General features: G+C 68.4%; 24 protein-coding genes. 2 read left to right on the forward strand and 22 right to left on the reverse strand.

The window, feature by feature from the left end; all coding sequences use genetic code 11:
- Positions 1 to 37: 37 nt before the first annotated feature.
- Together A7E77_RS03125 and A7E77_RS03130 are read left to right on the forward strand one after the other, a co-directional pair.
- A complete protein-coding gene (locus A7E77_RS03125) occupies positions 38 to 1,576 on the forward strand; it encodes a sensor histidine kinase (protein ID WP_063685786.1) in 1,539 nt (512 codons plus the stop codon).
- 278 nt (positions 1,577 to 1,854) lie between these two features.
- Complete coding sequence (locus A7E77_RS03130; RefSeq protein WP_017979563.1) at positions 1,855 to 1,989, forward strand: entericidin A/B family lipoprotein; 135 nt, start codon at positions 1,855 to 1,857, stop codon at positions 1,987 to 1,989.
- 66 nt (positions 1,990 to 2,055) lie between these two features.
- Here A7E77_RS03130 and tatC read toward each other — a convergent pair whose 3' ends face one another.
- The 22 genes from tatC to murD all read right to left on the reverse strand — a co-directional run bounded on the left by tatC (position 2,056) and on the right by murD (position 26,118).
- Positions 2,056 to 2,835: a twin-arginine translocase subunit TatC gene (gene tatC / locus A7E77_RS03135; RefSeq protein ID WP_063685788.1), complete on the reverse strand. Its 780-nt coding sequence runs from the start codon at positions 2,833 to 2,835 to the stop codon at positions 2,056 to 2,058.
- A complete protein-coding gene (gene tatB, locus A7E77_RS03140; RefSeq protein ID WP_017979565.1) occupies positions 2,832 to 3,239 on the reverse strand; it encodes a Sec-independent protein translocase protein TatB in 408 nt (135 codons plus the stop codon). The genes tatC and tatB overlap by 4 nt, the downstream gene beginning before the upstream one ends.
- A 29-nt stretch (positions 3,240 to 3,268) precedes the next feature.
- Complete coding sequence (locus A7E77_RS03145; RefSeq protein WP_063685790.1) at positions 3,269 to 3,508, reverse strand: Sec-independent protein translocase subunit TatA; 240 nt, start codon at positions 3,506 to 3,508, stop codon at positions 3,269 to 3,271.
- A gap of 27 nt (positions 3,509 to 3,535) precedes the next feature.
- A complete protein-coding gene (gene scpB, locus A7E77_RS03150; protein ID WP_063685792.1) occupies positions 3,536 to 4,114 on the reverse strand; it encodes an SMC-Scp complex subunit ScpB in 579 nt (192 codons plus the stop codon).
- Positions 4,111 to 4,836, reverse strand: a complete 726-nt coding sequence (locus A7E77_RS03155; RefSeq protein ID WP_063685794.1) for a segregation and condensation protein A — start codon at positions 4,834 to 4,836, stop codon at positions 4,111 to 4,113. The genes scpB and A7E77_RS03155 overlap by 4 nt, the downstream gene beginning before the upstream one ends.
- A 10-nt stretch (positions 4,837 to 4,846) precedes the next feature.
- Positions 4,847 to 5,848, reverse strand: coding sequence for a glycoside hydrolase family 3 N-terminal domain-containing protein (locus A7E77_RS03160; protein ID WP_063685796.1), 1,002 nt, complete (start codon positions 5,846 to 5,848; stop codon positions 4,847 to 4,849).
- A gap of 59 nt (positions 5,849 to 5,907) precedes the next feature.
- Positions 5,908 to 6,627, reverse strand: a complete 720-nt coding sequence (locus tag A7E77_RS03165) for an SPOR domain-containing protein (protein WP_017979570.1) — start codon at positions 6,625 to 6,627, stop codon at positions 5,908 to 5,910.
- A complete protein-coding gene (gene argS / locus A7E77_RS03170; protein WP_063685798.1) occupies positions 6,627 to 8,354 on the reverse strand; it encodes an arginine--tRNA ligase in 1,728 nt (575 codons plus the stop codon). The genes A7E77_RS03165 and argS overlap by 1 nt, the downstream gene beginning before the upstream one ends.
- A gap of 267 nt (positions 8,355 to 8,621) precedes the next feature.
- Complete coding sequence (locus tag A7E77_RS03175; RefSeq protein WP_063685799.1) at positions 8,622 to 9,770, reverse strand: DUF1501 domain-containing protein; 1,149 nt, start codon at positions 9,768 to 9,770, stop codon at positions 8,622 to 8,624.
- Positions 9,771 to 9,774: 4 nt separating this feature from the next.
- Positions 9,775 to 11,289: a DUF1800 domain-containing protein gene (locus tag A7E77_RS03180; protein WP_226341830.1), complete on the reverse strand. Its 1,515-nt coding sequence runs from the start codon at positions 11,287 to 11,289 to the stop codon at positions 9,775 to 9,777.
- A gap of 242 nt (positions 11,290 to 11,531) precedes the next feature.
- Entirely contained in the window at positions 11,532 to 12,698 is a 1,167-nt protein-coding gene (locus tag A7E77_RS03185) for a deoxyguanosinetriphosphate triphosphohydrolase (RefSeq protein ID WP_063685803.1), read from the reverse strand.
- 10 nt (positions 12,699 to 12,708) lie between these two features.
- Positions 12,709 to 14,658: a tetratricopeptide repeat protein gene (locus A7E77_RS03190; RefSeq protein ID WP_226341831.1), complete on the reverse strand. Its 1,950-nt coding sequence runs from the start codon at positions 14,656 to 14,658 to the stop codon at positions 12,709 to 12,711.
- A gap of 340 nt (positions 14,659 to 14,998) precedes the next feature.
- Positions 14,999 to 16,525, reverse strand: a complete 1,527-nt coding sequence (gene ftsZ / locus A7E77_RS03195; RefSeq protein ID WP_063685806.1) for a cell division protein FtsZ — start codon at positions 16,523 to 16,525, stop codon at positions 14,999 to 15,001.
- Positions 16,526 to 16,638: 113 nt separating this feature from the next.
- Positions 16,639 to 17,901, reverse strand: a complete 1,263-nt coding sequence (ftsA, locus tag A7E77_RS03200) for a cell division protein FtsA (RefSeq protein WP_017979577.1) — start codon at positions 17,899 to 17,901, stop codon at positions 16,639 to 16,641.
- Positions 17,901 to 18,869, reverse strand: a complete 969-nt coding sequence (locus A7E77_RS03205; protein ID WP_063685808.1) for a cell division protein FtsQ/DivIB — start codon at positions 18,867 to 18,869, stop codon at positions 17,901 to 17,903. Before A7E77_RS03205 ends, ftsA begins: the two co-directional genes overlap by 1 nt.
- Positions 18,866 to 19,798, reverse strand: a complete 933-nt coding sequence (locus A7E77_RS03210) for a D-alanine--D-alanine ligase (protein ID WP_063685813.1) — start codon at positions 19,796 to 19,798, stop codon at positions 18,866 to 18,868. Before A7E77_RS03210 ends, A7E77_RS03205 begins: the two co-directional genes overlap by 4 nt.
- Positions 19,799 to 19,955: 157 nt before the next feature.
- On the reverse strand, positions 19,956 to 20,846 hold the full coding sequence (murB, locus tag A7E77_RS03215; RefSeq protein ID WP_192930010.1) for a UDP-N-acetylmuramate dehydrogenase: 891 nt from the start codon (positions 20,844 to 20,846) through the stop codon (positions 19,956 to 19,958).
- Positions 20,843 to 21,043, reverse strand: a complete 201-nt coding sequence (locus tag A7E77_RS03220; RefSeq protein ID WP_024310406.1) for a hypothetical protein — start codon at positions 21,041 to 21,043, stop codon at positions 20,843 to 20,845. Before A7E77_RS03220 ends, murB begins: the two co-directional genes overlap by 4 nt.
- Positions 21,040 to 22,455 (reverse strand): UDP-N-acetylmuramate--L-alanine ligase, encoded by a 1,416-nt coding sequence (gene murC / locus A7E77_RS03225; RefSeq protein WP_183949541.1) that lies wholly within the window; start codon positions 22,453 to 22,455, stop codon positions 21,040 to 21,042. Before murC ends, A7E77_RS03220 begins: the two co-directional genes overlap by 4 nt.
- Positions 22,455 to 23,612 (reverse strand): undecaprenyldiphospho-muramoylpentapeptide beta-N-acetylglucosaminyltransferase, encoded by a 1,158-nt coding sequence (gene murG / locus A7E77_RS03230; RefSeq protein ID WP_063685817.1) that lies wholly within the window; start codon positions 23,610 to 23,612, stop codon positions 22,455 to 22,457. The genes murC and murG overlap by 1 nt, the downstream gene beginning before the upstream one ends.
- Positions 23,597 to 24,814: an FtsW/RodA/SpoVE family cell cycle protein gene (locus A7E77_RS03235; protein ID WP_020486562.1), complete on the reverse strand. Its 1,218-nt coding sequence runs from the start codon at positions 24,812 to 24,814 to the stop codon at positions 23,597 to 23,599. Before A7E77_RS03235 ends, murG begins: the two co-directional genes overlap by 16 nt.
- An 11-nt stretch (positions 24,815 to 24,825) precedes the next feature.
- The gene (murD, locus tag A7E77_RS03240; RefSeq protein ID WP_063685819.1) at positions 24,826 to 26,118 is read right to left on the reverse strand and encodes a UDP-N-acetylmuramoyl-L-alanine--D-glutamate ligase; all 1,293 of its coding nucleotides are present in this window, start codon (positions 26,116 to 26,118) and stop codon (positions 24,826 to 24,828) included.
- Positions 26,119 to 26,231: the final 113 nt, after the last annotated feature.

Below are 26,231 nucleotides of genomic sequence, written 5' to 3' on the forward strand. Positions count from 1 at the left end.
CGCAGCCTCTCTACCGCGCCGTACGGCGATGGCCCCTATGTCCATGCTGTCGCGCCTGCCAACTGGCGCCAAGCTCTTCATCACGCTCAGCATTGCGCTGCTGTTGCTCGCCTTGATCGCGATCGGCGCGACATTGCAGACCGGGCGGACCGCGGACGCCGAGGCGCGCGCCCGTCTGCGTATCGCCGCCAACGAAAGCGCGCGCAGCATCGCCATCGAGCTTGTCGGCGACATGACCGCGTTGCGCGTCGCCGTCACCGCGTTGCAGGCCGACGCCGGTGACGCGCCCAGCTGCGCCCGTGCGCAGGGGGTGTTCGCGCAGCAATCGACGATCGGCACGCGCTTTTCGATCGTCGATCGCAATGGCCGATTGCTGTGCGGCGAACCGTTCGACGCCAATGTCGCGCTTGATACCAGCACGCCGGTCGGCGCGGCCATCGTACCCGATCGCGGCCTGATCCTGTCACTGCCCGGCTTGCGCCATGGCCCCTCGGCACGCGTCTTCTTCCCCAAAGCCTTTCTGACGCAACTTGCGGCCCCCGGCACGCGGGCCATGCCGCTCGCGAGCGCGCTGGTGCATGACGACGAGACGCTGACCCTCTCGCGCATTCCTGACCTCGGGGCGTTCGACCGCGTCGAGACGGTACAGACCGATCTGGGCCTCGGCGGCCTGGCGTTGCGTACGAGCATCCGCAGCGCACCGATCACCTCGTCCTTCCTCGTGGCGCTGATGCTGCCCCTGCTGATGTGGGCGGCTGCGGCAGGCCTGTCGTGGTTCATCGTCGACCGGCTGCTCATCCGGCCGCTGCGCGTGCTCCGCGCAAGTGTCGCGGCTTATACGCCCGGTGAGGTCATCGATCCGGGCAAGCTAGGCCCCCTCCCCGCCCAGGAGATCCGCGAACTCGGCGACACCTTCCGCGCGATCAGCCGCACGGTCGCGCTGCACGAGGCCGGCCTAGCCGAAGCGGTGGTGCGTCAGACCAAGCTAACGCGCGAAGTCCATCATCGCGTGAAGAACAACCTCCAGGTCATTTCCAGCCTGATCAACTTCCACGCCCGCGGCGCACCCAGCCCCGATGCAACCGCCGCCTATGCCTCCATCCAGCGCCGCGTCGATGCGCTCGCGGTCGTCCACCGCAACCATTTCGCCGAAATGGAGGACAATCGCGGCCTCAACCTGCGATCGGTGATTGGCGAACTCGCCTCCAATATCCGCGCGACCGCACCGGAAGGGGCCACTAGTCTGTCGATCGTGCTGGATGTCGATCCCTACCTTGTGAACCAGGACGTCGCCGTCGCCGTTGCCTTCCTCGTCACCGAGACGATCGAACTGGCGATGAACTGCGATGCCGCCGCCCAGGTCCGGGTCGCAGTCAAACCCGGCGAGGACGCTAAGAAAGCAAAGCTGCGCGTCGTCTCGCGCGCCTTCGTGGAAAGCGAACGCCTGGAGACGTTGTTGTCGACCCGCTACGGCCGCGTGATCGAGGGCCTGTCGCGGCAGCTGCGCGCGCCCCTGCATCACGATCCGATGACCGGCGCCTATGAGATTGCGATCGCCGTGATGGGCCGCGATTGACGGCTTATCGACGATAAAGATTCGTAAAAATTCGCTGGCGGACGTGGAACCGCGATCCGTCGGCCGTGTTATGCACTGCGGATCGCGACCTTATGCCCCCCGCTCTCGCGATCCACGACATAGGCCCGGAAGCATCCACCCTCCCCCCCCCGGTGATGCTTTCGGGCCTTACTCATTTCCAGCTGGAAAACTTTCGCCTCCCTGCCCGCTCAGTTGCGGAGCCGGAACGAATGGCCCGACCGATCATTGTTCTCGGGCTATCACGCTCAGGAGGTTTTATGCGCAAGGTTCTCGGTTTTGCGGTCGTCGCGGGCGCGCTCATGGTCAGCGCGTGCAACACGGTGGAAGGCGTCGGCAAGGACGTCAGCTCGGCGGGCCAGACGGTCGCCAAGACGGCCGACAAGTCCAAGTAAGCCTTCGGGCTCAGCCTCACCCGGCTGCGCAGGGCCTTCGCTCCTCGACGAGCGAAGGCCCTTTTCTTATGCCTCGACGATATCGGTGCCGGTATCCTTGCTGCGGCGACGCTCGGTGAACCAGATACCGACGATGGCGAGTTCGTAGAGCAGGATCAGCGGCACGGCGAGCAACACCTGGCTCATCAGATCGGGCGGCGTCAGCACCGCCGCGATCGCCGTTGCCGCGACGATGGCATAGCGGCGCGCGCCGATCAGCTGCTTGCGCGTCACGATACCCGCGCGCTCCAGCAGCATCAGCAATACCGGCAGCAGGAAGGCGAGACCGAAGGCAAACAGGAACTGCATCACGAACGACAGGTAGTTGCCGATGCCCGGCAATGCCTCCTGCTGCACGCCGCCGATATTTCCCTGGAAACCTAGCAGGAAATGCAGCGCCATCGGGATCGCCATATAATAAGCGAGCGCCGCGCCGGCGATGAACAGCACTGGTGTCGCGAGCAGGAACGGCAGCAGCGCGCGCTTTTCCTTACGGTACAGGCCCGGCGCGACGAACTGCCACAGCTGGTTGGCGATCACCGGAAAGGCGATCATCATTGCCGCAAAGAAGGCGACCTTCACCTTAACGAAGAACGCTTCGAAAATCTGCGTGTAGATCAACGTCTTCTGCCCCACGGCCAGCAGCGGCTGGACGAGGAAGGCGAAGATGTTTTCGGCAAAGAAATAGCTGACGCCGAAGGCCAGGACGACCGCGATGATGCAATAGAGCAGGCGACGGCGCAGCTCGATCAGGTGATCGAGCAGGGGCGCGCGGCTGGCGTCGATCTCGTCTTCCACGTCGCTCATGACGGCGTAACGTCGGACTGTGGGGCGGGTTTATGCTCGGGCGCAGGGGCAACCACGGGCTTTTCCACCATAACCGGCTCTGCCTCGTCGTGCTGGACCTCATGCTGCCCGGCAGGCGTCGGCGCGGGCGAGACACCAGCCGCCGCCTCGGACTCCGCATCGGAGGTCATCGGATGCTCCGCCATGATCCGCGCATTTTCGGCGGCCCAGCGCTTTTCCATCTCGGCTAGTTCCGCCTCGCGAACCATATTGTCGAAGCCCTGCCGGAATTGGCGCGAGACGCCGCGCGCCTTGCCGACCCAATAGCCGACGACGCGCATCGCCTTTGGCAGGTCCTTCGGCCCGATCACGACAAGCGCCACGATCGCGACCAGCAGGAACTCGCTCGAATCGATGTTGAACATGGACGCCGGATACTATCGGGCGACGCGGATCAACGCTGTTCGTCGCGGATGCGGTTACCGTCGCGATCGAACGCGGGATCGGCGGTCTTCTGCGCCTCGATACGCGCAGCAGGCTTGGTGGCCGCGTCGTCGTCTTCGGCCATGCCCTTCTTGAAGTTCTTCACGCCCTTGGCGACGTCGCCCATCAGGTTCGAGAACCGCCCGCCACCGAGCAACAGGATCGCGACGACGGCGAGGACGAGCAGATGGATCGGGCTGAAGCTGCCCATGGCATATCTCCTAGAATGCCCAACTATCTAGTCGCTCTCATCGTCCTTTGCCACCTCCAAAGCTTCCTCCAGTGCAAGATCGACGGGGTCGAGCAAGCCGGCGGCGCGCAGGTCGTCGATGCCCGGCAGATCACGCCGACTGGAAAGCCCGAAATGCGCGAGGAAACCGGGCGTCGTCGCGAACATCAGCGGGCGCCCGGGCACCTCGCGGCGACCGGCGGGGCGCACCCAGCCCGCCTCCATCAGCACGTCGAGCGTGCCCTTGGCGGTCTGCACGCCACGGATCGCTTCGATCTCGGCGCGCGTGACGGGCTCGTGATAGGCGATGATCGCCAGCGTCTCGGTCGCGGCGCGGCTGAGGCGGCGCACCTCGTCGCGGTCGCGGCGCAGCAGGTGCGCCAGATCGGGCGCGGTCTGGAAATGCCAGCGACCACCGCGGTGGACGAGCGTGATGCCCCGCCCCGCATAATCCTGCTCCAGCCGGGCCAGCGCCGCGCGCACGTCGATGCCGCCGACATGCGCACGGATCGTATCGATTGCCAATGGTTCGGCGGCGGCGAACAGTAGCGCCTCCACCGCCCGCACGCCATCGTCCGACGGAGTCATGCGAGCGCCCGAACGTAGAGCGGTGCGAACGCGGCCTGCTGGCGCAGTTCGACGCGCCCCTGCTTGGCGAGCTCCAGCGCGGCCAGGAACGACGAGGCGAGCGCCGACTTGCGCAACCGCCCCGACCCTTCCGGCAGGAAACTCTCGAGCATCGACCAGTCGAGCCGCTCGCCGACGAGGCGCGCCACGCGCTCCAGCGCCGCCTCCAGCGTCATCACCTCGCGATCGGCGACGACGTGCATCACGGGCCGCGTTCGCGCGCTGACGCGGCCGTAGGCGGCGATGAGGTCGTAGATCTCCGCTTGCCATTGCGCATGGCGGATCGTGCGCAGCCCCTCCGGCGCGGCACGCACGAAAACGTCACGGCCCAGCCGGTCGCGCGCCATCAGTCGCGCGCCCGCCTCGCGCATCGCCTGCAACCGTTCGAGGCGCAGTTGCAGCCGCAGCGCCAGTTCCTCGGGGTCCGCTTCGTCCTCCGCCTGGCGCGGCAAGAGCAGCGCGGATTTCAGATACGCCAGCCATGCCGCCATCACGAGGTAATCGGCCGCGACCTCCAGCTGCACCGACTGCCGTTGGTGGATGTAGCGCAGATATTGCTCGACCAGCGCCAGGATCGAAATGCTGCGCAGATCTACCTTTTGCGATCGCGCCAGCGTCAGTAGCAGGTCGAGCGGCCCTTCCCAGCCCTCGAGGTCGAGCGTCAGCTGTTCGGGTTGCGCCACCGATCCGCCGTCAGGCCAGCGCGAGGAAGGCGTCGCGGCGTGCGATCAGCTCCGCGAAATCGCCCTCGGGCGCGCCGACGCTCGCCATTGCCGTGTCCAGCCGCGCACGCGCCGCGTCGCTGATCGAGCCCAGCCGGTCAGCGATCTCGACCATCTCGCCCATCCGCGCCCAGCAGTCGAGGACGAGGTCGCATCCCGCCGCGATCGCGCCTGCCGCCTTCTCGCCTGCGGTGCCCGACAGCGCCTTCATATCGATGTCGTCGGTCATGAGTAGTCCGTCGAAGCCGATCATCCCGCGGATCACATCGTTGACGATGGTCGGGGAAAGGGTTGCCGGGCGCTCGGTATCCCAGGTCTCGAACACGATGTGGGAGGTCATGCCCATCGGCGCATGGCGTAGCGTACGAAATGGTTCGAGGTCCGCCTCCAGCGCCTCCGCTGACGCGCTGACCGTGGGGAGCAGATGGTGGCTGTCCACCACCGCGCGGCCATGGCCCGGCATATGCTTCACGACGCCGACAACCCCACCGGCCGCCAGCCCCTCCAGCATCGCACGCCCTAAGGCGGCGACCTGCATCGGCCCGGCGCCATAGGTCCGGCAGCTGATCGCCTCGGTGGTATCGGGCTGAGCGATGTCGAGGATGGGCGCGCAATCGACGGTGATGCCGACCTCTGCCAGCATCAGGCCCAGCGCCTGCCCGTTGGCGCGCATTGCCTGGATCGCCGACATGGGTGCGGTGTCGTACAATTTGGCGAAGGCCGGACCGGCAGGGAAGGCCGGCCATTCGGGCGGCCCCATGCGCGCGACACGGCCGCCTTCCTGATCGATCAGGATCGGCAGGCGATCGTTGCCCGACAGCGCCCGCAGCGAATCGGTCAGCGCCCGCACCTGTTCGCGGGTCGCGATGTTACGCTTGAACAGAATGTAGCCGGCGGGCTCCGCCTCGGTGAAAAAGGCGCGTTCGTCGGGGGAGAGCTCTAGGCCGGCGATGCCGAAGATGACGGGCTTCATGCCGGACCGGTTAGCGCGGACGCCGCCAATATGCGAGCGCCGCGCCACCGCATCACGCCTCAGCTGGCGACGAAGCAGCTTTCGCCGGCGACGCGCAGGCGGCCGCAGATGTCCGCCGCCTGGTTGGCGCTGCCCGCATTCACGCGCAGACGGTACAGCGTCCGTCCGCCGATCGCGACCGACTGGACCGATTTGCCAAGTGGCGCGAGATAGCTGAACCGCTTCGAAAAGCCGGTCCATGCCGTGTTCGCCGCCGCCTCGCTGGGATAGGCGCCGAGCTGGACCAGCGAGCCGCTGGCCGCCGGGCCCGCCGCCGCGCTGCGCTGCGCGCTCACTGGCTGTGCCGCGACGAGGCGACCGCCCGAAGCCGGCACCTGCGCTACCGCATTGGCACCGCCCGTACCGCTGGGCTTTGCGGTCGGCGCGACGCGATGGCCGTCGATCGGCTTCTCCGGCACCGCGCTCAAGTCGATCGAGCCGTTGCCCGCCTTGCCGGCGCTGGTCGCGATGGCGGCATTGCCCTCGCCCTTCACCTTCAGGCCGCCGGGATCGTCGGGCTTGACCTTGTAATCACCCTCCTGCGCGGCGATCAGATCGCCGTCGGGGGTGGCGCGGTTCTGGAGCTTGTAGATGCCGAAGATGATCGCGGCGAGCACGGCCAGGCCCAGCACGACCAATGCGAGCACCTTGCCGATCGGTGCGCCGCGCTCCTCGTCCGGCTCGACCGTTTCGAGCCAGGGCAGCCGCTCCTCGTCGCGCAGGTCCAGACCGTCCGTCATCACTTCATCTCCGAAACCGCGACAACACCCATGATGCTGAGGCCATTACGAATAGTCTGTGCAATGGCGCTCGCCAAGGCGAGACGCGCACGCGTGGCATCATGATCCTCGACCACCAGGAAACGCCGCTCCGGACGGTCGTTGCCGACGTTCCACAGGGCATGGAACGCAGCAGCTAAGTCATACAGATAAAAAGCGATTCTGTGCGGCTCGCGCGCCGTCGCGGCGGTTTCGACGATACGCGGGAATTGCGCCGCCAGCTTCACCAGCGCCAGCTCTTCCGTATCAAGCCGGGACAGGTCGGCACCCTCGGCCGCGATCCCCGCTTCCTCGGCGCGGCGATGGAGCGAGGCGACGCGGGCGTGGGCGTATTGGACGTAGAAGACTGGATTGTCCTTCGACGCCTCGACCACCTTGGCGAAGTCGAAGTCCATCTGCGCGTCCGACCGCCGCGTCAGCATCGTGAAGCGGACGACGTCCTTGCCGACCTCGCGCACGACATCGGCAAGCGTCACGAAATTGCCGGCGCGCTTCGACATCTTCACCGGCTCGCCGCCGCGCAGCAGGCGGACCATCTGGACGAGCTTGACGTCGAAGCGCGTCTTGCCCTCCGTCAGCGCGGCGACGGCGGCCTGGATGCGCTTGACGGTGCCGGCATGGTCGGCGCCCCAGATGTCGATCAGCTGGTCGGCGGACTGACTCTTCTGGAAGTGATAGGCCAGGTCGGCGCCGAAATAGGTCCACTGGCCGTTCGACTTCTTGATCGGGCGGTCCTGATCGTCGCCGAATTGCGTCGAGCGGAACAGCGGCAGCTCGACCGGCTCCCAATCCTCGGGCGTTTCGCCCTTGGGGGCTTCGAGCACGCCGTCATAGACGAGGCCATGATCGCGCAGCCATGCCTCGGCGGCTTCGGGCTTGCCCGCCGCCTGCAATTCCGCCTCCGACGAGAACAGGTCGTGGTGGATACCGAGGAGGGCGAGATCGTCTTTGATCATGACCAGCATCGCCGCGACCGCGCGGGTGCGGAACAGCGCGAGCCATTCGCCTTCCGGCGCCGACGCATAGCGGTCGCCAAATTCGTCGGCGAGCGCCTTGCCGACCGGGACCAGATAGTCGCCCGGGTACAGGCCTTCGGGGATCGTGCCGACGTCTTCGCCCAGCGCCTCGCGGTAGCGCAGGTGCGCCGAGCGGGCGAGCACGTCGACCTGGCCGCCAGCGTCGTTGACGTAATATTCGCGGATCACGTCGTGTCCGGCGAATTCGAGCAGGCTGGCGAGCGCATCGCCGACCACCGCGCCGCGGCAATGGCCCATGTGCATCGGGCCGGTCGGGTTGGCCGAGACATATTCGACGTTGACGCGCACGCCCTTGCCGCTGGTCGAGCGGCCGTAATCGTCGCCCGCCGCCGCGATCTGGGTCAGTTCATCGCGCCACGCCGCGTCGGTCAGGCGCAGGTTGATGAAGCCGGGGCCTGCGACGGTCGCTTCGGCCACTTCGTCCAGCGTGCCGAGTTCGGCCGCCAGCGCTTCGGCGAGCGCACGCGGGTTGGTCTTGGCGGGCTTGGCAAGCACCATCGCGGCGTTGGTGGCGAGGTCGCCATGCGTCACGTCGCGCGGCGGCTCGACCGTCACGTTGCGGCGGTCGAGATCGGCAGGCAGCGTGCCCGCGGCGACCAGGGTATCGAGGGCCGCGGCGACATGCGCGGCAAAGCGGGTGTAAAGCGTCATGAGCGTCCGTTCGGCGAAAGCGCCGCGCTCTACCGCAAGACGGGGGTGGGTTCAAATCGCCCGGACATAGACAACATGAACACCTTGGGCGAAACGATCCGGGGTTATCGTTTGCGGTTGCGAGACATTGAGAACGAACCGTGTGAGACCATAGCCTGCGCTCGGGTGACGGCGTGGGCGATGAGACAGAAAATTGCCCTGCAGGACAGAGCCGCTCGATTAAACTTCGTACTCGGCGGGTTACGCCACACACCCTCCGACACTCGATCAGACGCGCAGCAATCCCCCGATCGCCGCAGTGCGCTGGCTGGCCGGGAAGAGCGCAGTCATCGCGCGGGAGGGGTCGACGGCGAAATGGTCCGCCACCGCACCGCCGATCAGCGCATCGAGCTGCGTGGTCGGTTTCAGGTCGCGTGCTTCGTACAGGTTGGCGGTGGCGAGGCCGGGCCAGTCAGCGAGCACGCGGCCGCCCTTCACCGGGCCGCCGAACAGCATCGTGGCGGTGCCGGTGCCGTGATCGGTGCCGCCGGTGCCGTTGACCGCGACGGTACGGCCGAATTCGGTCGCGACGAGGACCAACGTGTCATCCCACACTGGGCCGAGTCCCGTCTGGAGCGCGGCGAGCATCGCATCGAGCCCCTTCAACTGCTGCGCCAGCCGGCCGCGCTGGCCGGCGTGCGTGTCCCAGCCGCCGGTTTCGATCGTCGCGATCCGCGCGCCATTGGCGGGGGCGAGCAGCCGGGCGGCGAGTGCGCCGGTGGCGGCGGCGTTGCGGCCATTGTCCTTGGCCAGATCGTCGGTCAGCGCGCGCGTCTGCATCGCCTCGCCCCACAGACGGTGGAGCTGGTCGTCGCCGCGATAGAGCTGCGTCACCCGCGCCATGAGGTCACCCGACGCATCGGGGAGCGACGATGGCGCGTAGCTGGCGACCTCGCGCGCGCCGCGCAGCGCCATCGGCACGGTGGCGGCGACGGCGATCGCCTTGGCATCGTCGGTCGGCACGATCCCGAGCAACCTGTTCATCCAGCCGTCCTTCAGCTGATAGGCGCCGGTGCCACCCGTCTCCAGCACGTTCTGCCCGTCGAAATGCGACCGGTCGCGGTAGGGCGACGCGACGGCGTGCGCGAACAACGCCTGCCCCGTGCCGTACAGTGCCGCCGCGGTCGTCATCGCCGGGTGGAGCGCGAACATCGCGTCGAGCTTCGTGCCGTTGGCGACATCGGCGGCAAGATCGCCACGCGCGCCAATGAAGGCCGGATCGCCGACTGCGCCGATCGTGCCGAGGCCGTCGGCGGCGCCGCGTTGGATGATGAAGACGAAGCGCTTGGCCGTCGCCGCCTTGGCGAAGGCGATGCGGGGGGCGAAGGTGCCGAGCAGGCCGAGGCCGCTGCGGGCGAGGAAGGCACGACGGTCCATGGGATTACCTCCGCATCATTTCGGGCGAGACGAGCAGCAGCGCGAGCGCCTGCGTCGGGCTTTCGGCACGGGACAGCGCCTGGGCGGTCATGGGGGACAGCGCGGCGGGAAACAGCTGCGGCGCCAGCGCGCGCGCGTCGATCGAGGGCGGCGCCTTGGAGGCGAAACGCTGTGCCGCCTCCACCCGGCGCAACACCGCATCGGGCGCCGCCCAGCTGGCGGCGGTGTCGTCGTAACCGATCGGCTGACCCGGCTTCCACATCGGCTGGCCCAATTGGTCGAGCAGGCCCTGCATCGCCTTCGCCGGCACCTCCGTAGCCCCGAGCGCGCGATAACTGGAGATGCTCCATTCCCATGGTGTCTTGAACTTGGCGGGCGCCGCGACCCAGGCTTCGGGCGAGGCGATCAGTGCGCGATAGACCGTAGGCAGATCGCCGCGCGACGACAGGAACGCTTTTTCCAGCCGCGCGACCATCGCGGGGGGCGGATTGTCACCGGCGAAATGGCGGGCGAGCTTTGTCGCGATATGGCGTGCGGTCGCGGGATGAACCGAGAGGTCGGTCAACACAGCCGACGCCTGCGCCTCGCCGTCCTGCCCGTACGCCTTGCCCATGATCGTCCGCGTGCCCGGTTGATGCACCTGGGGCACGAAGGCGAAGCTGCCCACCGGCCGATCGGCGACGAAGCGCGCCGCCGGGCCGCCGCCGATTCCGCCGACCGTCCAGCCGGTCATCGCGCGGGCGAATTCGGTCACGTCCGCCTGGGTATAGCCGGTGCGCACGCCGAGCGTGTGCAGCTCCATAATCTCGCGCGCGAGGTTTTCGTTGAGGCCAGAACGGCGGCGGCCCTTGGCGCGCAGCCCAAGCGGGCTGTCGGGACCGATCGACACTGCCTGATCGAGGTAGATCAGCATCGCCGGATGCCACTCGACGGCGAACAGCATGTCAGCGAAGCGACCCATGACGTGCGGGCGGATCGCCTCATTCTCCAGCGTGCCGGCAAGGCCGATCAGTTCGAGTTTGTCGGCGGAGGTGGCGAAATGGTTCGACCAGAAATGCACCAGCCGTTCGGCGAACGGCGTCGGCGTGGTGAGCGCCGACGTGGTGCGCAGGCCGACAAGGTTGGTGTAATCGTCCTGCGCGAGCCGCCGGGCATCCTGTCGCGCGACCTGCTGCGCGCTGCGTTTTTCCTGCGCGGGCGATGGAGGTGCCATGACGGTGGCCGCCATGTTGGCGGTCAGCGGCGTCATCGCCGGAGCGGGTGGCGGCGTCGCCACCGCCGCGACGGTGGGAGCGCCCTGCTTGGCCATAGCGGCCTGACGGATCGCCCGCTGTTCGGCTTGATAAGCGGCGATATCCTCCGCCACCGCGGCGCTGGTCGGGGCGGTGGCCAGCACGGGCGTAACGGGCTGATAGGCGTCGATCTGGTCGAGCAGCCAGCGTTTGGGATTGCCGGGCGGCTCCTGCCCCCGCGTAGCCCCCAGGCCGAACCGGTTCATCGCTACGGCAGCGTCCGACATCACGACTCACTCCACCTCGTAAGAGTGGGCATAACCGAGGTTTGTCGCAGAAGTGTGCCGGTCGGTGGGACGGTTTTGCTGCGCGCCCACGAACGTCACGCCAGCGCAGACTGGCGTCTTTCGCGGCTCCTGCACCGTGCCGTCTCCGGGAGATTCCGGCCTGCGCTGGGATGACGGGTCTCGATGAGGCCGTCATTACGAGCGGAGCGAAGCAATGACGGATGGGGTGTCTGGACCTTGCCTCAGAACCCTTCGGGCAAGTCGATGTCGCCGACCAGTTCGCAGTAGCGCGCGATGGCGTAGCGGTCGGTCATGCCGGCGATGAAGTCGGCGATGTGGCGGCTGCGGGCGGGCTCTTCCGCCGGCACGTCGGCGGCCCATTCGGGACTCATCGTCGCGGGATCGTCGCGATAGGCAGCGAACAGGCCGCGGACGATGCCATGCGCGGCATCCGCCGCCGCGAGCTGGCGCGGGTGATGATAGAGGTTGGCGTACATGAAGCGTTTGAGGTCGCGCTCCTCCTCGCGCATCGCGGGTGAGAAGCCGCATAGCGCCTGCCCCGCCGCGCGCACGTCATCGACAGTGGCGACGCCAGAGGCAGCGATGCGCCGGTGCGTTTCCTCGATCAGGTCGTTGACCATCGTGCCGATCTGGCTGCGCACCAGCTCATGCGCCAGCCGCCGCGGCGCGATGTCGGGGAAGCGCGCACGCGCCGCATCCCAGCCGCGCGCGACGATCGGCACCGCGAGCAGCTGGTCGAGCGTCAGCAGCCCCGCGCGCAGGCCGTCGTCGATGTCGTGGTTGTCGTAGGCGATATCGTCGGCGATCGCGGCGACCTGCGCTTCCAAGCTGGCGTGGCTGGCGAGGTCGAGCGGGAAGGCGTCGTCCGCCTCGCGCAGCGCCCAACCGGGATGGCGGACAGGGCCATTGTGCTTGGCCAGCCCCTCCAGCATCTCCCACGTCAGGTTGAGGCCGTCGAAGCGCGGATAGGGCCGTTCGATATGCGTCAGCGTGCGGAGCGTATGGCCGTTGTGGTCGAAGCCGCCCGCATCTGCAAGCGCCGCCTTCAGCGCATCCTCACCCGCATGGCCGAAGGGCGGGTGGCCGATGTCATGTGCGAGGCACAACGCCTCGGTCAGATCCTCGTTGAGGCCGAGCACGCGCGCGATCGTGCGGCCGATCTGCGCGACCTCCAGGCTGTGCGTCAGGCGGACGCGGAAATGATCGCCATCGGGCGCCATGAACACCTGCGTCTTGTGGCGCAGGCGGCGGAAGCTGATCGAATGGATGATGCGGTCGCGGTCGCGCTGGAAATCGTCGCGGGGGCCGCGCACCGTCCCCTCCCCTTCGGGATGGAGGCGGCCACGGCTGGCGGCGGGATGGGAAGCCCAGGGGGCGATGGCGGTCATGCCGCCGGCCTTACTTCGCCGACAGCCGCTCCACCACCTGTCCCGCGTCGCTGGTGAAGGTAAAGGCGCCGATGCCCTGCTTGGTCAGCTGGTTGACGAAGCTGCGCGCCTCCGCATCGGTCTTGAACGGACCGGTCAGCACGCGGTTGGTGGCGCGCAGCGGCGTCTTCCAGCCGTTCTTGCCAGCGAGGGCGGGTGCCTTGGCCTTGGCGGCGGCCCAGGCCTTGGGCAGATCGTCCTCGTTCGCGCCGCCCGCCACCTGAACCCAGATGCGCGACGGATTGGCGCGAGCGAGCTTCTTGGCCTCGGCGGCTTCCTTGGCCTCGGCGAGCTTTTTCTCGGCCGCTTCCTTCTTGGCGGCGGCGGCTTTCTCGTCAGCGAGCTTCTTGGCGGCGAGCGCCTTCTTGTCGGCCAGCGCCTTGCGGTCGGCAGCGCGCTTGTCGGCGGCGGCCTTCAGCGCGAGCGCCTTTTCGGCGGCGGCGTCGCGTTCCTCCTTGGCTTTGGCCTCGGCGAGCACGCGGGCGGCGGTGTCGTCGGCAGTGACAGGAACGGGCGCGGCGCGGACCGGCTCGGTCACGCCCAATTCGGAAGCGGGGATCGAGAGGCTGGCGACGATGCGCGCGAGCACCGAATCGCTGTCGGGCTTGGCCGGCGGTACGGACACGATGGGCGTCGCGGTCGCGACCTCGGCCGGGCGGGTCGCGGGAAGCGGCTGCACGACCGCGGTCGCTGGAGTGGATGCCACCGTCGTGCTGACGGCGGCTGGCTTGGTGGGCGTTGCCGTCGCGGGCGTCGGCGCGACTGCCGCCGCCGTGATGACGGGTTGTTGCGGCGTGACGGTTGCGGCCGCCGGGTTCGCCGTAGCCGGCGCGGGCGTGACCACCGGGCGCGTGATCGCGCTGGCAATCGCGACATTCGCGGCGGACGCGGTGGTCGGGGTCGCCACTGCGGGCGCGCGCGAGGGCAAGGGCTGCACCATCGCCGTCGTGCTTGCCTGCGCGACGGGGGCGGGACTGGTGGCGGCGGGCACCGGCTGGACGCGCGCGAGGGCCGCGGTCACCGCTTGATAGGACGGAGCGCTGGCGGGCGTGGCGACGGGCGGCGTGTTGGCCGCCAGCGCGACCGTCGGCTGCTTCGTCTCGCGCGTCGTCCGGCCGCGACGCGCTTCGCGACCGGTGGGACGCGCCGGCGTCTGGACCGCGGCCAGCGCCACCGGCGGCCGTTCGGGTGCCAGCTGCGGCAGGACGGGCGCGAGGCGGGCGTCGGCGATCCGTTCGGGCGAGGCGTGGACCTCACCAAAATGGACGGCGAAGGCGCGATCCGCAGGCGACAGCGCCGGCAGGCGCTGGAAGAAGGGCAGCAGCCCCTGCGCCATGCCCTGCGGCAGCATCGTCGTGACGATCTTTTCCGCGCCGGGCTGGTCGCCGGTCATCGCCAGGACGAAGGCGCGCGTCCGCCACGCGCTGCGATCCTGCTTGCGGACCAGCGGATCGAGCAGCTGCAAGGCCGCGTCGCGCTGGCCGACGATGCCGAGCGACAAAGCGTAACGCTGGATGACCTCGTCATTCGCGCCGTTCTGCATCGCCAGCCGATAATCGCGCTGCGCCCTCTCCGGCTGGCCGATCAGATCATAGGCGAGGCCGCGATCGCCGGCATAACGGCGCACGTCATATCCCGCCGCCTCGGCCTGCGCGAAATAGCGCAGCGCCTCACCGGGCCGTTCCGACCGGACCAGGATCGCGCCCTCGCCCGCCTTGATGCGGGGATCGTTCGGCGAGACCTTTTCGGCGCGCGCATACAGCGACGCCGCGCCGCTAAGGTCGCCCAGCGACAGCGACAGGTCGGCCGCCGCGACCAGCGCGTTCAGATCGCGGGGATTGGCGGCGAGCGCCCGCATCTGTTCGGCGAGCCGATCCGCGTCGGTGGTGCCGGGCAGCGGCTGCACGACCTCCTGCGCCAAGGATGCGGCTGGGACGGATGCCAGCAGCAGGGCCGCGGACGCCAACAAAGCGGGGACGATGACACGCATGAGATACCATCACGCTAAAGCCGGAACCGGCTGAACCGGCAATGTCCGGCGCCCGGCGGCGCGGTGAAGCGAGACGCGCCGGCGACGAATGCGGGTTGGGTGGTTCGGAATCGGACGCGGTGGCGGTGAGGAAGGGGCGCGCTTGGAATCGGCTTTACCTGAGCCCACGCACCGCCGATCGGGGGCCGTGGCGTTTGGCCCTAGTACCGCGTCACCCCGGACTTGGTCCGGGGTGACGGGTTGGATGGGGCGAGCGGTCGCCCCGCGCCGGTTACTGGTTGTTCTGGCGGTGCAGGAAGCGCGGGAGGTCGAGCGGTTCCTTCGAATCGCCTTCGCTATCGTCGCGCGCCGGGCCGCGGGCGGCGTTCGACATGCGTTCGAATAGCGTGCCGCCCAGCTTCACGCGCGGCTGCGGGGCGGCGTCGGCCGGGGCCGCGTCGCTGCCGGGCGCGATCCACGAGCGGCGGGCGGCGGGGGCCTGGGCCGGCGCGGCAGGCTCTTCGCCATAGGTCTTGGGCGTCGGCGGGACCATGGTTTCGGCGCCCAGCACTAGCTCGTCGTCCGCGGCGGCAGGCGCCGAGGGCTGCACCGCCTGCGTCGGCTGCAGATCGAGCGGCGCAGACTGCGGCACAGGCTGGGTGGCGGGCGGCGCGGTGAACGACACCGACGGCGACGGCGCGGCCGCCGGGGCCGGCGCGGGTTCCGGCGCGCTCACCGGCGCCGACGTAGTCGCGCTGGGCCGGAAGGAGGTGCTGTCGTCGGTCTTGCGGCCCATGCCGAAGCTGAACGACTTGGTCGGTTCGGCAGCGGGCGCGGCGAGGCCGGGCTTGGCGTCCGAATCGATGCCGGTCGCAACGACCGACACGCGGATGCGGCCTTCGAGTTCGGGGTTGAACGCCGAGCCCCAGATGATGTTCGCATCGGGATCGACCAGATCGCGGATGTGGTTGGCCGCTTCGTCGACCTCGAGCAGACGCATGTCGTCGCCACCCGTAATCGAAATGATGACGCCTTTGGCACCCTGCATGCTGACGCCGTCCAACAGCGGGTTTGCGATCGCCTTTTGCGCCGCCTCGAGCGCGCGGTTGTCACCCGAAGCTTCGCCGGTGCCCATCATTGCCTTGCCCATTTCCTGCATCACGCTGCGGACGTCGGCGAAGTCGAGGTTGATCAGGCCGGGCATGACCATCAGGTCGGTGATGCCGCGCACGCCCTGCTGCAGCACCTCGTCCGCCATCTCGAACGCTTCCTTGAAGGTCGTGTTCGCGTTGGCGATTAGGAAGAGGTTCTGGTTGGGGATGACGATCAGCGTGTCGACATACTTCTGCAGTTCCTCGATGCCGCCATCGGCGCTCTTGGCGCGACGGTTGCCTTCGAAGCTGAACGGCTTGGTGACGACGCCGACGGTCAGGATGCCCATGTCGCGCGCAGCCTTGGCGATGACGGGGGCCGCGCCAGTGCCGGTGCCGCCGCCCATGCCGGCAGCGATGAAGCACATGTGCGCACCTTCGAGCCGCTTGGCGAGATCGTCGATCGTCTCTTCCGCGGCGGCACGGCCGATTTCGGGCCGCGAGCCGGCGCCCAACCCTTGCGTGATCTTCGCACCCAGCTGGATGCGCTGCGGCGCGATCGACGACTTCAGCGCCTGCGCGTCGGTGTTCGCGACCAGGAAGTCGACGCCCTGCACGTCGGCACGCATCATGTTCGCGATGGCGTTGCCACCCGCGCCGCCCACGCCGATCACGGCGATACGGGGGGTCAGTTCGTCGACCTCGGGAGTGATGAATTCGATGCTCATGGCCTAAACTTTCTCCGCCCCTGTCCGGAATTGCGCGCCGGGACCCTGATTAACCTTTTGCCTCAACGATTCACGCTCTTCCATAGGAAAACAGCGCGAAAGGTCATCGGCGCTTAATAATTTGCCCGCGCCGCCTGAATCAGCTTGCGGACCATGCCCATGCCACGCTGGCGATGAACGGTGGTTTGCTGGGGTGCCACCCCGCGCAGGTCGATCGGATCCGACGCTGCGTAGAAGGCAAGGCCCGCCAGCGTCGCGAACGCCGGCCCGCCATGCGCCTCCGGCAGCGCGGTCAGCCCGCGCGGCCGGCCGATACGCACCGAGCGGCCGAGCGCCTGCTGCGCATAGTCGGCGATGCCCTTCAGCTCCGCACCGCCGCCGGTCAGCACGACCTGCCGCCCCACGGGCCCTTCGAACTTCAATTGGGCGAGCGACTTGCGGATCTCGTCCATCTGATGCTCCAGCCGCTGGCGGACGACGCCGATCAGCTGCGCCTTGGTGATCTGCATGCCGCCATGCACGTCGTCTTCGGCGGCGATCGGCATCACCGGGATCATCTCGTGATTGTCACGCGGGGAGGCATTGGCCGATCCGTGGAAGCACTTCATCCGCTCCGCCTGCGCGCGGCGGGTGCCGAAGGCGCTGGCGATATCGTCGGTGATGTCCTGGCCACCCATCGGGATCGAGCACAGGCCGACCAGCATGCCGCCCGCGAACAGCGAGACGTTGGTGATCCCCGCCCCCATCTCGACCAGCGCGACGCCCAGCTCGCGCTCTTCGTCGCTGAGGCAGGCAAGGCCAGTCGCGACCGGCGCGGCGATGATCGACTTCACTTCCAGATGCGCCGAGCGGACGCACAGATCGAGGTTGCGCACCGGCGACCCGTCCGCGGCGACGACGTGGATGTGGACGCCAAGGCGGTCGGCGTGGAGGCCGAGCGGTTTCTTCACGCCGGTCAGCCCGTCGAGCGTGTAGAGCGCGGGCTGCGCGTGCAGCACCATCCGTCCCTGTGGGTCGATCGAATTGCGCCCCGCCGCGAGCAAGGCGTCGATATCCTGCTGTTCGACGCGATGGCCGCCCAATTCAAACTCGACCTCGGCGACGTCGCTGACGAGGCCGCCGGCGGAGAAGCCGACCCAGACGTTTTCGATGTTGATGCCGGCGATGCGTTCGGCCTGCTCCACCGCCTCGCGCACCGCGGCTTCGGTGGCGCCCATGTCGGCGATATAGCCGCGCTTCACGCCGCGGCTTTCGCGCTGGCCGGTGCCGAGCACGATCAATTCGCCGCCGTCACCCTTTTGCGCGATCATCGCCGACACCTTGGACGAGCCGATGTCGAGCGCGGTGATGAGTCCTTCCGGTGCTACTTTCGCCATTATCCCTCGACCCCCGTGTGCGCGTCTGCCGCGTGTCGATCGCCGGTGTTTCCCGCACCGGTATCGGTCTGTGTACCCGCCGGTGCCGCGATCTCACTGGGATCGGGCACGTCATGCGCCATGCTGGCGCCGGGCTTGCGCGCGACAAGCTTGCTCGGATCGCGCATGTCGAACCGCATCCAGCCGCGCCCCAAAAGGGGCCGCGCGCCATCGAGCTCGGCGAATTTGAGCAAAGCTGCGGACGCGCCGTCTTCGGGCAGCGCCAGCGTCTCGCCGCTGTCGAAGGTCAGGTCCCAGCGGCGGTTGCCGATCCAGGTCGCCGCCTTGACGCGGGGCTTGAGCGCAGGAGCCGCGGCGAGCAAGGCCTGATAGCCTGCCTCCTGACGGTCCGCGCCGGGGCCGATCACCAGCGGCAAGTCGGGGATCGCATCCGGCTTCACCGGTTCCAGCAGCACGCCGTCCTTGTCGATCAGCGTCAGCTGGCCGTTGTCCTGCCACACCGCCGCCGGGCTACGCTCGACGATGTCGATCAGCAGCGTGTCGGGCAGCCGGCGCGAGACGTGCGCGTCGGCGATCCAGCCGTAGCGCAGCAGCTTCTGGCGCACCGCCTCCAGATCGACGAGCGGCATCGCGCGGCTCTGCTGGTCGAGCGCGACGGCATAGACGCTCATCCGGTCCATGCGCTTGAGGCCGGTGACCTCGATCTGCTCGACGCGGAAGCCCGCCTGCCCCGCGCCTTCGGCGATAGCGGTGCCGATCATGCCGGGAATGCCGATCCAGGTCAGCGCGGCGAGCGCCACCGCGATGCCGCCGCCGGTGATCGTCCAGGTCGCCGCCTTGCGGATCGTCTCTTCGCTGACCGGCAGCGCGGCGATCGCACGCTCGACCAGCCCGACCTTGCGGACGGGCTGTTTGCGCCGGGCAGCGGGGCGCTTGGGCGGCGGGCCGCGCTTGATCGTGCGGCTCATCCCGCGGCAGCCTTGGCATCGGCGAGCGCCTCGTCGACGATCGCCTGGACGAGCTGTTCGTAGCTCATGCCGATGTGGCGCGCCTGTTCGGGGACGAGGCTCAAGGGCGTCATGCCGGGCTGCGTGTTGACCTCGAGTAGGAACAGACCGTCGACGCCGCGCTCGTCATCCCAACGGAAGTCGGAGCGGCTGGCGCCCTTGCATCCCAACAGGCGATGCGCCTCGAGCGCGAGCCGCTTGCAGGCGTCGGCAATCTCATCGGGGATGTCGGCGGGGCAGACGTGTTCGGTCAGGCCATCGGTGTATTTGGCGTCGAAATCGTACCAGCCGTTTTTGGGCTTCAATTCGGTGACGCCCAGCGCGCGTTCGCCCAGCACGGCAGTGGTCAGTTCGCGGCCGCGGACATAGGGTTCGGCGAGCAGTTCGTCGAACTCGGCCCAAGGTCCCGCCACGTCGCGGCCGATCGGATTGCCGTAATTGCCGTCATCGGTGACGATCGCGACGCCGACCGACGAGCCTTCGTTGATCGGTTTCAGGACATAGGGGCGCTGCAACGGATCGCGCTCGTGGATGTCGGCGGACTTGACGATCCGGCCGCCCGGCATGGGGATGCCGGCGGGGACGAGCACCTGCTTGGTCAGCACCTTGTCGATCGCGATGACCGAGGTGGCGAGGCCCGAATGGGTATAGGGGATGCCCATCAGGTCGAGCATGCCCTGCACGCTGCCGTCCTCGCCCGGCGAACCGTGCAGCGCGTTGAAGACGAGATCGGGCTGCGCCGCGGCAAGGCGCGCGGCGACGTCGCGGCCCATGTCGATCCGCGTGACGCGGTGGCCGTTCGCCTCGAGCGCATCGGCGCAACCGTTGCCCGACAGGAGCGATACGGGGCGTTCGGCGGACCAGCCGCCCATGAGAACCGCGATGTGCATCAATTCCTCCCCCGCAAGGGGGAGGTGGCATGCGCAGCATGACGGAGGGGGAGGACACGGAACAGCGGAGCGGACACTGCCGTCCTCCCCCTCCACCACTCGGCAGACGCCGAGCGGTCCCCCTCCCCCTGGCGGGGGAGGAACTGGATCGCACCGTTCACGCCGCCACTCCCACGCGCTGAATTTCCCATTCCAACGTCACGCCCGACTGCGCCTTCACCTTGTCCCGCACCTCTTCGCCCAAGCCCTCAATATCGGCGCTGGTGGCCAAGCCGAGGTTGAGCAGGAAATTACAATGTTTCTCAGATACCTGAGCGTCACCACGCCGCAAGCCCCGGCAGCCGGCGGCATCGACCAGCGCCCAGGCCTTGTGCCCGTCGGGGTTCTTGAACGTCGAGCCGCCGGTCTTCGACCGGAGCGGCTGCGATGCCTCGCGCGCGGCGGCGATGCGGTCCATTTCCGCCTGGATCACGGCCGGCTCGGCGGGCGCGCCGCGGAAGGTCGCGGATACGACGACCGCGCCGTCGGGCAGCGCGCTGTGGCGATAGGTGTAGCCGAGGTCGGCGAGGCCAAGCGTCACGCGTTCGCCGGAGCGCAGCACGACATCGGCCTCGACCAGCACGTCCTTGACCTCACGGCCGTAGGCGCCGCCGTTCATCCGGACGAAGCCGCCGACCGTGCCGGGGATCGAGCGCAGGAATTCGACGCCGCCGATACCCGCATCGCGTGCGGTCGAGGACACGAGGATGCCGCTCGCCCCGCCGCCGCAGCGCAAGGTCACGTCGTCGAGCCGCTGAACGTGCGCGAATGGCTTGCCCAGCCGCACCACCACGCCCGGCACGCCGCCGTCGCGGACGATCAGGTTCGATCCCAGCCCCAGCGCCATCACCGGCACCGCTGGGTCGAGCGCGGCGAGGAAGGCGGACAGATCGTCGGCGTCCGTCGGCTCGAACAGCCATTGGGCATTGCCCCCCGCCTTGAACCAGACGAGCGGCGCCAGCGCGGCGCCCTCCGTCAGGCGCCCACGGACCGGGGGCAGTGCGGTCACCAAGGCCCGACGCCCCAGAGTCGCGTCCACGCCTGGAAGGCGGCGAGGTTCGCCTCGGCCGCCTTGCGCGTCGCCTCCTGGGCCTCGACCATCGCAGCGCCGGCGTCGACCGCGTGACCACCGGCCTCCAGCGCCTGGCGCTGCGCGTCGAGCATCTGCTTCTGGAGCTTCAGGCCTGCATCGAACCAGTCGGTCATCGCCGCGCTCCGATCGCGGCGGCGAGGCCCGCCGCCCATTTGGTGATGTCGCCCGCACCCAGGCAGACGACCATGTCGTTGGGCTGCACGGTCGCGGCGAGTTCGTCGGCGAGCGCATCGGCATCGGCAACGGTCGCGGCGGAGCGGTGGCCGCGACGCTTCAATCCCTCGACCAACGCCTGCGCGTCGACGCCCTCGACCGGCGCTTCGCCCGCAGCATAGACTGGAGTCACGAGCACGCGATCGGCGTCGTTGAACGCGGTCTGGAACTCTTCCATCAGGCTACCCAGGCGCGAATAACGATGCGGCTGGACGACGGCGATGACGCGGCCCTCCGCGCCCTCGCGGGCGGCGGCGAGCACGGCGCGGATTTCAACCGGATGGTGGCCGTAATCGTCGATGATCGTGACGTTGCCGTCCTCCATCGCCACCTCGCCGACGTGCGTGAAGCGGCGCTTGACGCCACCAAACGCGGAAAAGCCGCGCTGGATCGTCTCGTCGGGGATGCCGAGCTCCAGCGCCACGCCGATCGCGGCGAGCGCGTTCTGGACGTTGTGGCGGCCGGGCATCGGCAGCTCGATATTCTCGATCGAGCGGCTGGTGCCGTCGCGTTCCCGCACGATGCATTCGAAGCGGTTGCCGCCCGGCACCGGGGTGACGTTGACGCCGCGGACGTCGGCCTGCGCCGAAAAGCCGTAGGTCACGACGCGTCGGTCGCGGACGCGCGGCAGGATGTTCTGCACCTCGGGGTGGTCGAGGCAAAGAAGCGCCGCGCCGTAGAAGGGCACGTTTTCGACGAATTCGACGAACGCGTCCTTCACGCCGTCGAAGCTGCCGTAATGGTCGAGGTGTTCGGGATCGATGTTGGTGACGACCGCGATCGTGCCGTCGAGGCGCAGGAAGCTGCCGTCGCTCTCGTCGGCCTCGACGACCATCCAGTCGCTCGCGCCGAGGCGTGCGTTGCTGCCGTAGCTGTTGATGATGCCGCCGTTGATGACAGTGGGGTCGACGCCGCCGGCATCGAGCAGCGCCGCGACCATGCTGGTCGTCGTCGTCTTGCCGTGCGTGCCCGCGACCGCGACGGTCGACTTGAGGCGCATCAGCTCGGCGAGCATTTCCGCGCGGCGGACGACGGGGATGCGCCGTTCCAGCGCCGCCTCGACCTCCGGGTTGGTGCGCGTGATCGCGGTGGAGGTGACGACGACGGCAGCGTCCGCGACGTTCTCGGCGGCGTGGCCAATCGTGACGGCGATGCCCTTGTCGCGCAGGCCCTGGACGACATAGCCTTCGGCGACGTCGGAGCCCTGCACGGTATAGCCGAGGTTCTTCATCACCTCGGCGATGCCGGACATGCCGATGCCGCCGATGCCGACGAAGTGGATCGGGCCGATGTCGGTCGCGACGCCCCTAATCATGCCGTCACCGCCTTGGGCTTGGTCGGCACGCCGACGGGGAGGCGCGACAGCGGGGCGTCGAGGCTTTCGACCAGATCGGCGAGGTCGCTGACCGCGGTCGGGCGACCGACGCTCTTCGCGCGCGCGGCGGCATTTTCCAGTGCCGCAGGGTCGAGGCCCAGTTTCTGCATCTGCTTGGCAAGCTCCACGGCGGTGAATTCGGGCTGCGGGATGGTGCGCGCGCCGCCCGCCTTGGTGATCTCGCGCGCGTTCGCGGTCTGATGGTCGTCGGTCGCGCCGGGTAGCGGCACGAGGATGGCGGGCCGGCCCGCCGCGGTCAGTTCCGCGATCGTCGAGGCACCGGCACGGGCGATAACGAGGTGCGCCCAGGCCAATTGCTCAGGCATGTCGGGCAGATAGGTGGCGAGTTCGGCCGGGATCTGGTGCTCGGCATATTGCGCGCGCACAGCGTCGATATCCTCGATCCGCGCCTGATGCGTCACCTGCAGGCGGCGGCGGAAGGTGACGGGCAGCATGGCGAGCCCATCGGGCACGACCTGGCTGAGGATGCTCGCGCCCTGGCTGCCGCCGGTGACGAGGACGCGGAAGATGCCGTCTTCTTCCAGCAGCGGATAGGGTTTCGCACGCAAAGAGAGGACCGCGTCGCGCACGGGGTTGCCGACGAGATGGACCTTGTGCTCGTGCTTCGCCGCCAGCCGTTCGGTCGTCTTGTACGAGGTCGCGATCGCATCGACCTTGCCCGCGACGACGCGGTTGACGCGGCCGAGGACGGCATTCTGTTCGTGGACGGCAGTCGGAATCTTCTCCGCGAAGGCTGCGAGCAGCGCCGGGAACGCGGGATAGCCGCCGAAGCCGATCACCGCGGCGGGCTTGAACGTGCGGTACAATTCGCGGGCCATCGCCCGGCCGCGCAGCATCTCGCGCACCGCGCTCGCCCAGCCCTGCGGCTTCTTCGCCTGGAAGCGGCCGGCGGGCAGGACGTGCGTCTGGACGTTGTCGAACAGGCCGGGAAAGCGCACGCCGCGCGCGTCGCTGACCAGCGCGACGCGGTGGCCGCGCCGGGTCAACTCCTCCGCCAGCGCCGCGGCGGGGACCATGTGACCGCCCGTGCCACCGGCTGCCAAGACGTAATGCTTGCTCAATTCGAACCCCATCTCACCACGTAAGGGCTGCGCGTCAGGAACGGATTGCGCCGGGTGAAGGCGAGCAGCAACCCCATGCCGATCGACAGCGCGATCATCGACGACCCGCCATAGCTGATGAACGGCAGCGTCATACCCTTGGACGGCGCGAGGCCGGTGTTGACCGCCATCGACACCAACGCCTGAGCCCCGAACTGCACGGCGAGGCCACTGGCGGCGAGCAGCTTGAATTCGTCCTGTTCGTCCAGCAGCTTGACGAACACGCGCACGACGATCGCCAGAAACACCAATGCTATGATCGCGCAGGCGATCAGGCCGAATTCTTCGCCGATCACCGAATAGATGTAATCGGTATGCGCCTCGGGCAGGCCGAACTTCACCGTGCCGCCGCCGGGGCCGGTGCCGGTCCAGCCGCCGCTGGTGATCGTCGCATGCGCGGCGTTGGTCTGGAAATGGTCGCTCGCGCCCTCGCCCTCGACACTGGGAAACAGGAAGGCATCGATGCGGTTGCGGGCGGTGCTGTAGAACATGTACGCGCAGACGAGGCCGACCGGCACCATCGCGATGATCCCGCCCAGCACGCGCATCGGCGTGCCCGCGATCATCAGCAGCGCCATCCACACGGTGCAGAAGATCACCGTTTGTCCGAAATCGGGCTGCATCATCAGCAGCAGCGCGATCAGCCCGGTCATCGCGCCGGTGATCAGCACGGTGGGCAGCGTCGGGTCCTTCGCCTTGAGTGACAGCAGCCATGCAACCGTGACGATGAAGAGCGGTTTCAGAAACTCGGAAGGCTGGAACGAGGCGAAACCATAGCCGATCCAGCGCCGCGCGCCGTTGATACTGTTGCCGACGAAGGGCGTGAGCGCGAGGCAGACGATCAGCACCGCAGCGCCGATCAGCGCGAGCCGGCGGGCGAGCGGCACCGGCAGCATCGACACGCCGAACAGGACGGGCAGCGAGATGCCGACCCAGATCAGCTGGCGCCAGAAGTAGTAGAGCGCGGTGAACTTGTGATGCTCGCCCGAATAGCGGACCGCGGTAGCGGGGCTTGCCGCCGCCACCGCCACCAGCCCGATCGCGATCAGGAACAGGGTGAGCAGCAGGAGCATCCGGTCAATGTCCCAGAACCAGGTGCCGAGCGGCGATCGGTCGCCGCGACCGCCCGAGCGCTTCACCTTGGCGATCAGGGTGTCGCGCTTGTCGTCAGTCATGCTGGCGCCCGTCATGCTAGAGCCTCGACAGCCGCGCGGAACGCAGCGCCCCGCGCCTCGTAATCGCGGAACTGGTCGAAGCTAGCACAGGCCGGCGACAACAGCACGACCTCTCCGGGCTGCGCCGCAGCGGCGGCGGCGCGGACGGCGGTGGCGAGGTCGCCGCTGCGTTCGACGTGGGGGAGTTTTGGCGTCAGGATGTCGGCGAACAGCTCGGTCGCCTCGCCGATCGTATAGGCCGCGACGACGTGGCTGAGGAACGGCGCGCAGGCGTCGAGATCGTCGCCTTTGCGCTTGCCGCCGACGATCCAATGGATGCGCTCGAACGCGCCGAGCGCGGGCGCGGTGCTTTCGGGGTTGGTCGCCTTGCTGTCGTCGATGAAGGCGACGCCGTTGCGGTCGGCGACGCGCTCCATGCGGTGGGGCAGGCCAGTGAAGGTTTCGAGCGCTGCGGACAGTTCGCCGGCGGGCACGTCGAGCCTCGCCGCGACGATACGTGCGGCGGCGACGTTCTGCGCATTGTGCGGACCGCGCAATGCGGGTCCGAACACCGCGCCGTTGTATTCCGCGGTCGATACTTCAATCAGATCACCCCGATCGCGAAGCGCGACGGCGATGTTCCGCGTGGCGTCATCGTCTATGCCAACAACCGCGAGATGACCCGCTGACTGCATCTCGAACAGCCGAGCCTTTGACGCCGCATAGCCCTCGAAGCCATCATAACGGTCGAGGTGGTCAGGTGTGATGTTGAGCAGCACCGCGACGTCGCAGTCGAGCGTCTGCGTCAGGTCGATCTGGTAACTCGACAGTTCGAGCACATAGACGCCGCCCTCCGGCAGCAGATCCTGTTCGAGGATCGGCAGGCCGATGTTGCCGCCCATCAGCGTCGGGACACCGGCGGTCTTGAGGATGTGGTGGACCAGCGCGGTCGTGGTCGACTTGCCGTTGGTGCCGGTGATGCCGACGACCTTGTGCGGCGGTAGCTGGCTGCGGGCCTGGGCGAACAGTTCGATGTCGCCGATCACCGGTACGTCCGCGGCGCGCGCCTGCGCGACCAGCGGGTGGGTGTTGAGCGGGACGCCGGGCGAGACGACCAGCCCGGCCGCGCCGGTGAGGTCGAGCGTCGCGGGATCATGGACGATGACGCCGTCGATCGCTTGTGCTCGTTCGCGCGCGGCGGGGTCGCTGTCCCACGCCACGACATAGGCGCCCGCCGCGGCGAGCGCGCGGACGGTCGCCATGCCGGAACGGGCGAGACCTAGGACGGCGTAGCGTTGGCCTTTCCAGGCGGTGGAGAGGATCATGCCACACCTGCCAAAAACGCTTCGTCACCCCGGACTTGGTCCGGGGTCCACTCTGCGGCGAGGGGGATGGCTAGAGCCTCAAAGCAATCACGTGCGGCCCGGTGGACCCCGGA

Source organism: Sphingomonas sp. NIC1 (genome assembly GCF_001638925.1).
GTDB lineage: Bacteria > Pseudomonadota > Alphaproteobacteria > Sphingomonadales > Sphingomonadaceae > Sphingomonas > Sphingomonas aquatilis.

What these genes read in the sequence shown, in the direction of transcription:
- tatC (WP_063685788.1), bottom strand. Translation starts at nt 2,835, where the DNA reads ATGAGCGACGTGGAAGACGAGATCGACGCCAGCCGCGCGCCCCTGCTC.
- A7E77_RS03130 (WP_017979563.1), top strand. Translation starts at nt 1,855, where the DNA reads ATGCGCAAGGTTCTCGGTTTTGCGGTCGTCGCGGGCGCGCTCATGGTC.
- A7E77_RS03145 (WP_063685790.1), bottom strand. Translation starts at nt 3,508, where the DNA reads ATGGGCAGCTTCAGCCCGATCCATCTGCTCGTCCTCGCCGTCGTCGCG.
- ftsA (WP_017979577.1), bottom strand. Translation starts at nt 17,901, where the DNA reads ATGGCGAAAGTAGCACCGGAAGGACTCATCACCGCGCTCGACATCGGC.
- A7E77_RS03160 (WP_063685796.1), bottom strand. Translation starts at nt 5,848, where the DNA reads ATGAAGCCCGTCATCTTCGGCATCGCCGGCCTAGAGCTCTCCCCCGAC.
- argS (WP_063685798.1), bottom strand. Translation starts at nt 8,354, where the DNA reads ATGACGCTTTACACCCGCTTTGCCGCGCATGTCGCCGCGGCCCTCGAT.
- ftsZ (WP_063685806.1), bottom strand. Translation starts at nt 16,525, where the DNA reads ATGAGCATCGAATTCATCACTCCCGAGGTCGACGAACTGACCCCCCGT.
- scpB (WP_063685792.1), bottom strand. Translation starts at nt 4,114, where the DNA reads ATGACTCCGTCGGACGATGGCGTGCGGGCGGTGGAGGCGCTACTGTTC.
- A7E77_RS03175 (WP_063685799.1), bottom strand. Translation starts at nt 9,770, where the DNA reads ATGGACCGTCGTGCCTTCCTCGCCCGCAGCGGCCTCGGCCTGCTCGGC.
- A7E77_RS03165 (WP_017979570.1), bottom strand. Translation starts at nt 6,627, where the DNA reads ATGACGGACGGTCTGGACCTGCGCGACGAGGAGCGGCTGCCCTGGCTC.
- A7E77_RS03205 (WP_063685808.1), bottom strand. Translation starts at nt 18,869, where the DNA reads ATGAGCCGCACGATCAAGCGCGGCCCGCCGCCCAAGCGCCCCGCTGCC.
- A7E77_RS03210 (WP_063685813.1), bottom strand. Translation starts at nt 19,798, where the DNA reads ATGCACATCGCGGTTCTCATGGGCGGCTGGTCCGCCGAACGCCCCGTA.
- murD (WP_063685819.1), bottom strand. Translation starts at nt 26,118, where the DNA reads ATGATCCTCTCCACCGCCTGGAAAGGCCAACGCTACGCCGTCCTAGGT.
- A7E77_RS03235 (WP_020486562.1), bottom strand. Translation starts at nt 24,814, where the DNA reads ATGACTGACGACAAGCGCGACACCCTGATCGCCAAGGTGAAGCGCTCG.
- A7E77_RS03180 (WP_226341830.1), bottom strand. Translation starts at nt 11,289, where the DNA reads ATGTCGGACGCTGCCGTAGCGATGAACCGGTTCGGCCTGGGGGCTACG.
- A7E77_RS03185 (WP_063685803.1), bottom strand. Translation starts at nt 12,698, where the DNA reads ATGACCGCCATCGCCCCCTGGGCTTCCCATCCCGCCGCCAGCCGTGGC.
- murG (WP_063685817.1), bottom strand. Translation starts at nt 23,612, where the DNA reads ATGGGGTTCGAATTGAGCAAGCATTACGTCTTGGCAGCCGGTGGCACG.
- A7E77_RS03220 (WP_024310406.1), bottom strand. Translation starts at nt 21,043, where the DNA reads ATGACCGACTGGTTCGATGCAGGCCTGAAGCTCCAGAAGCAGATGCTC.
- tatB (WP_017979565.1), bottom strand. Translation starts at nt 3,239, where the DNA reads ATGTTCAACATCGATTCGAGCGAGTTCCTGCTGGTCGCGATCGTGGCG.
- A7E77_RS03125 (WP_063685786.1), top strand. Translation starts at nt 38, where the DNA reads ATGTCCATGCTGTCGCGCCTGCCAACTGGCGCCAAGCTCTTCATCACG.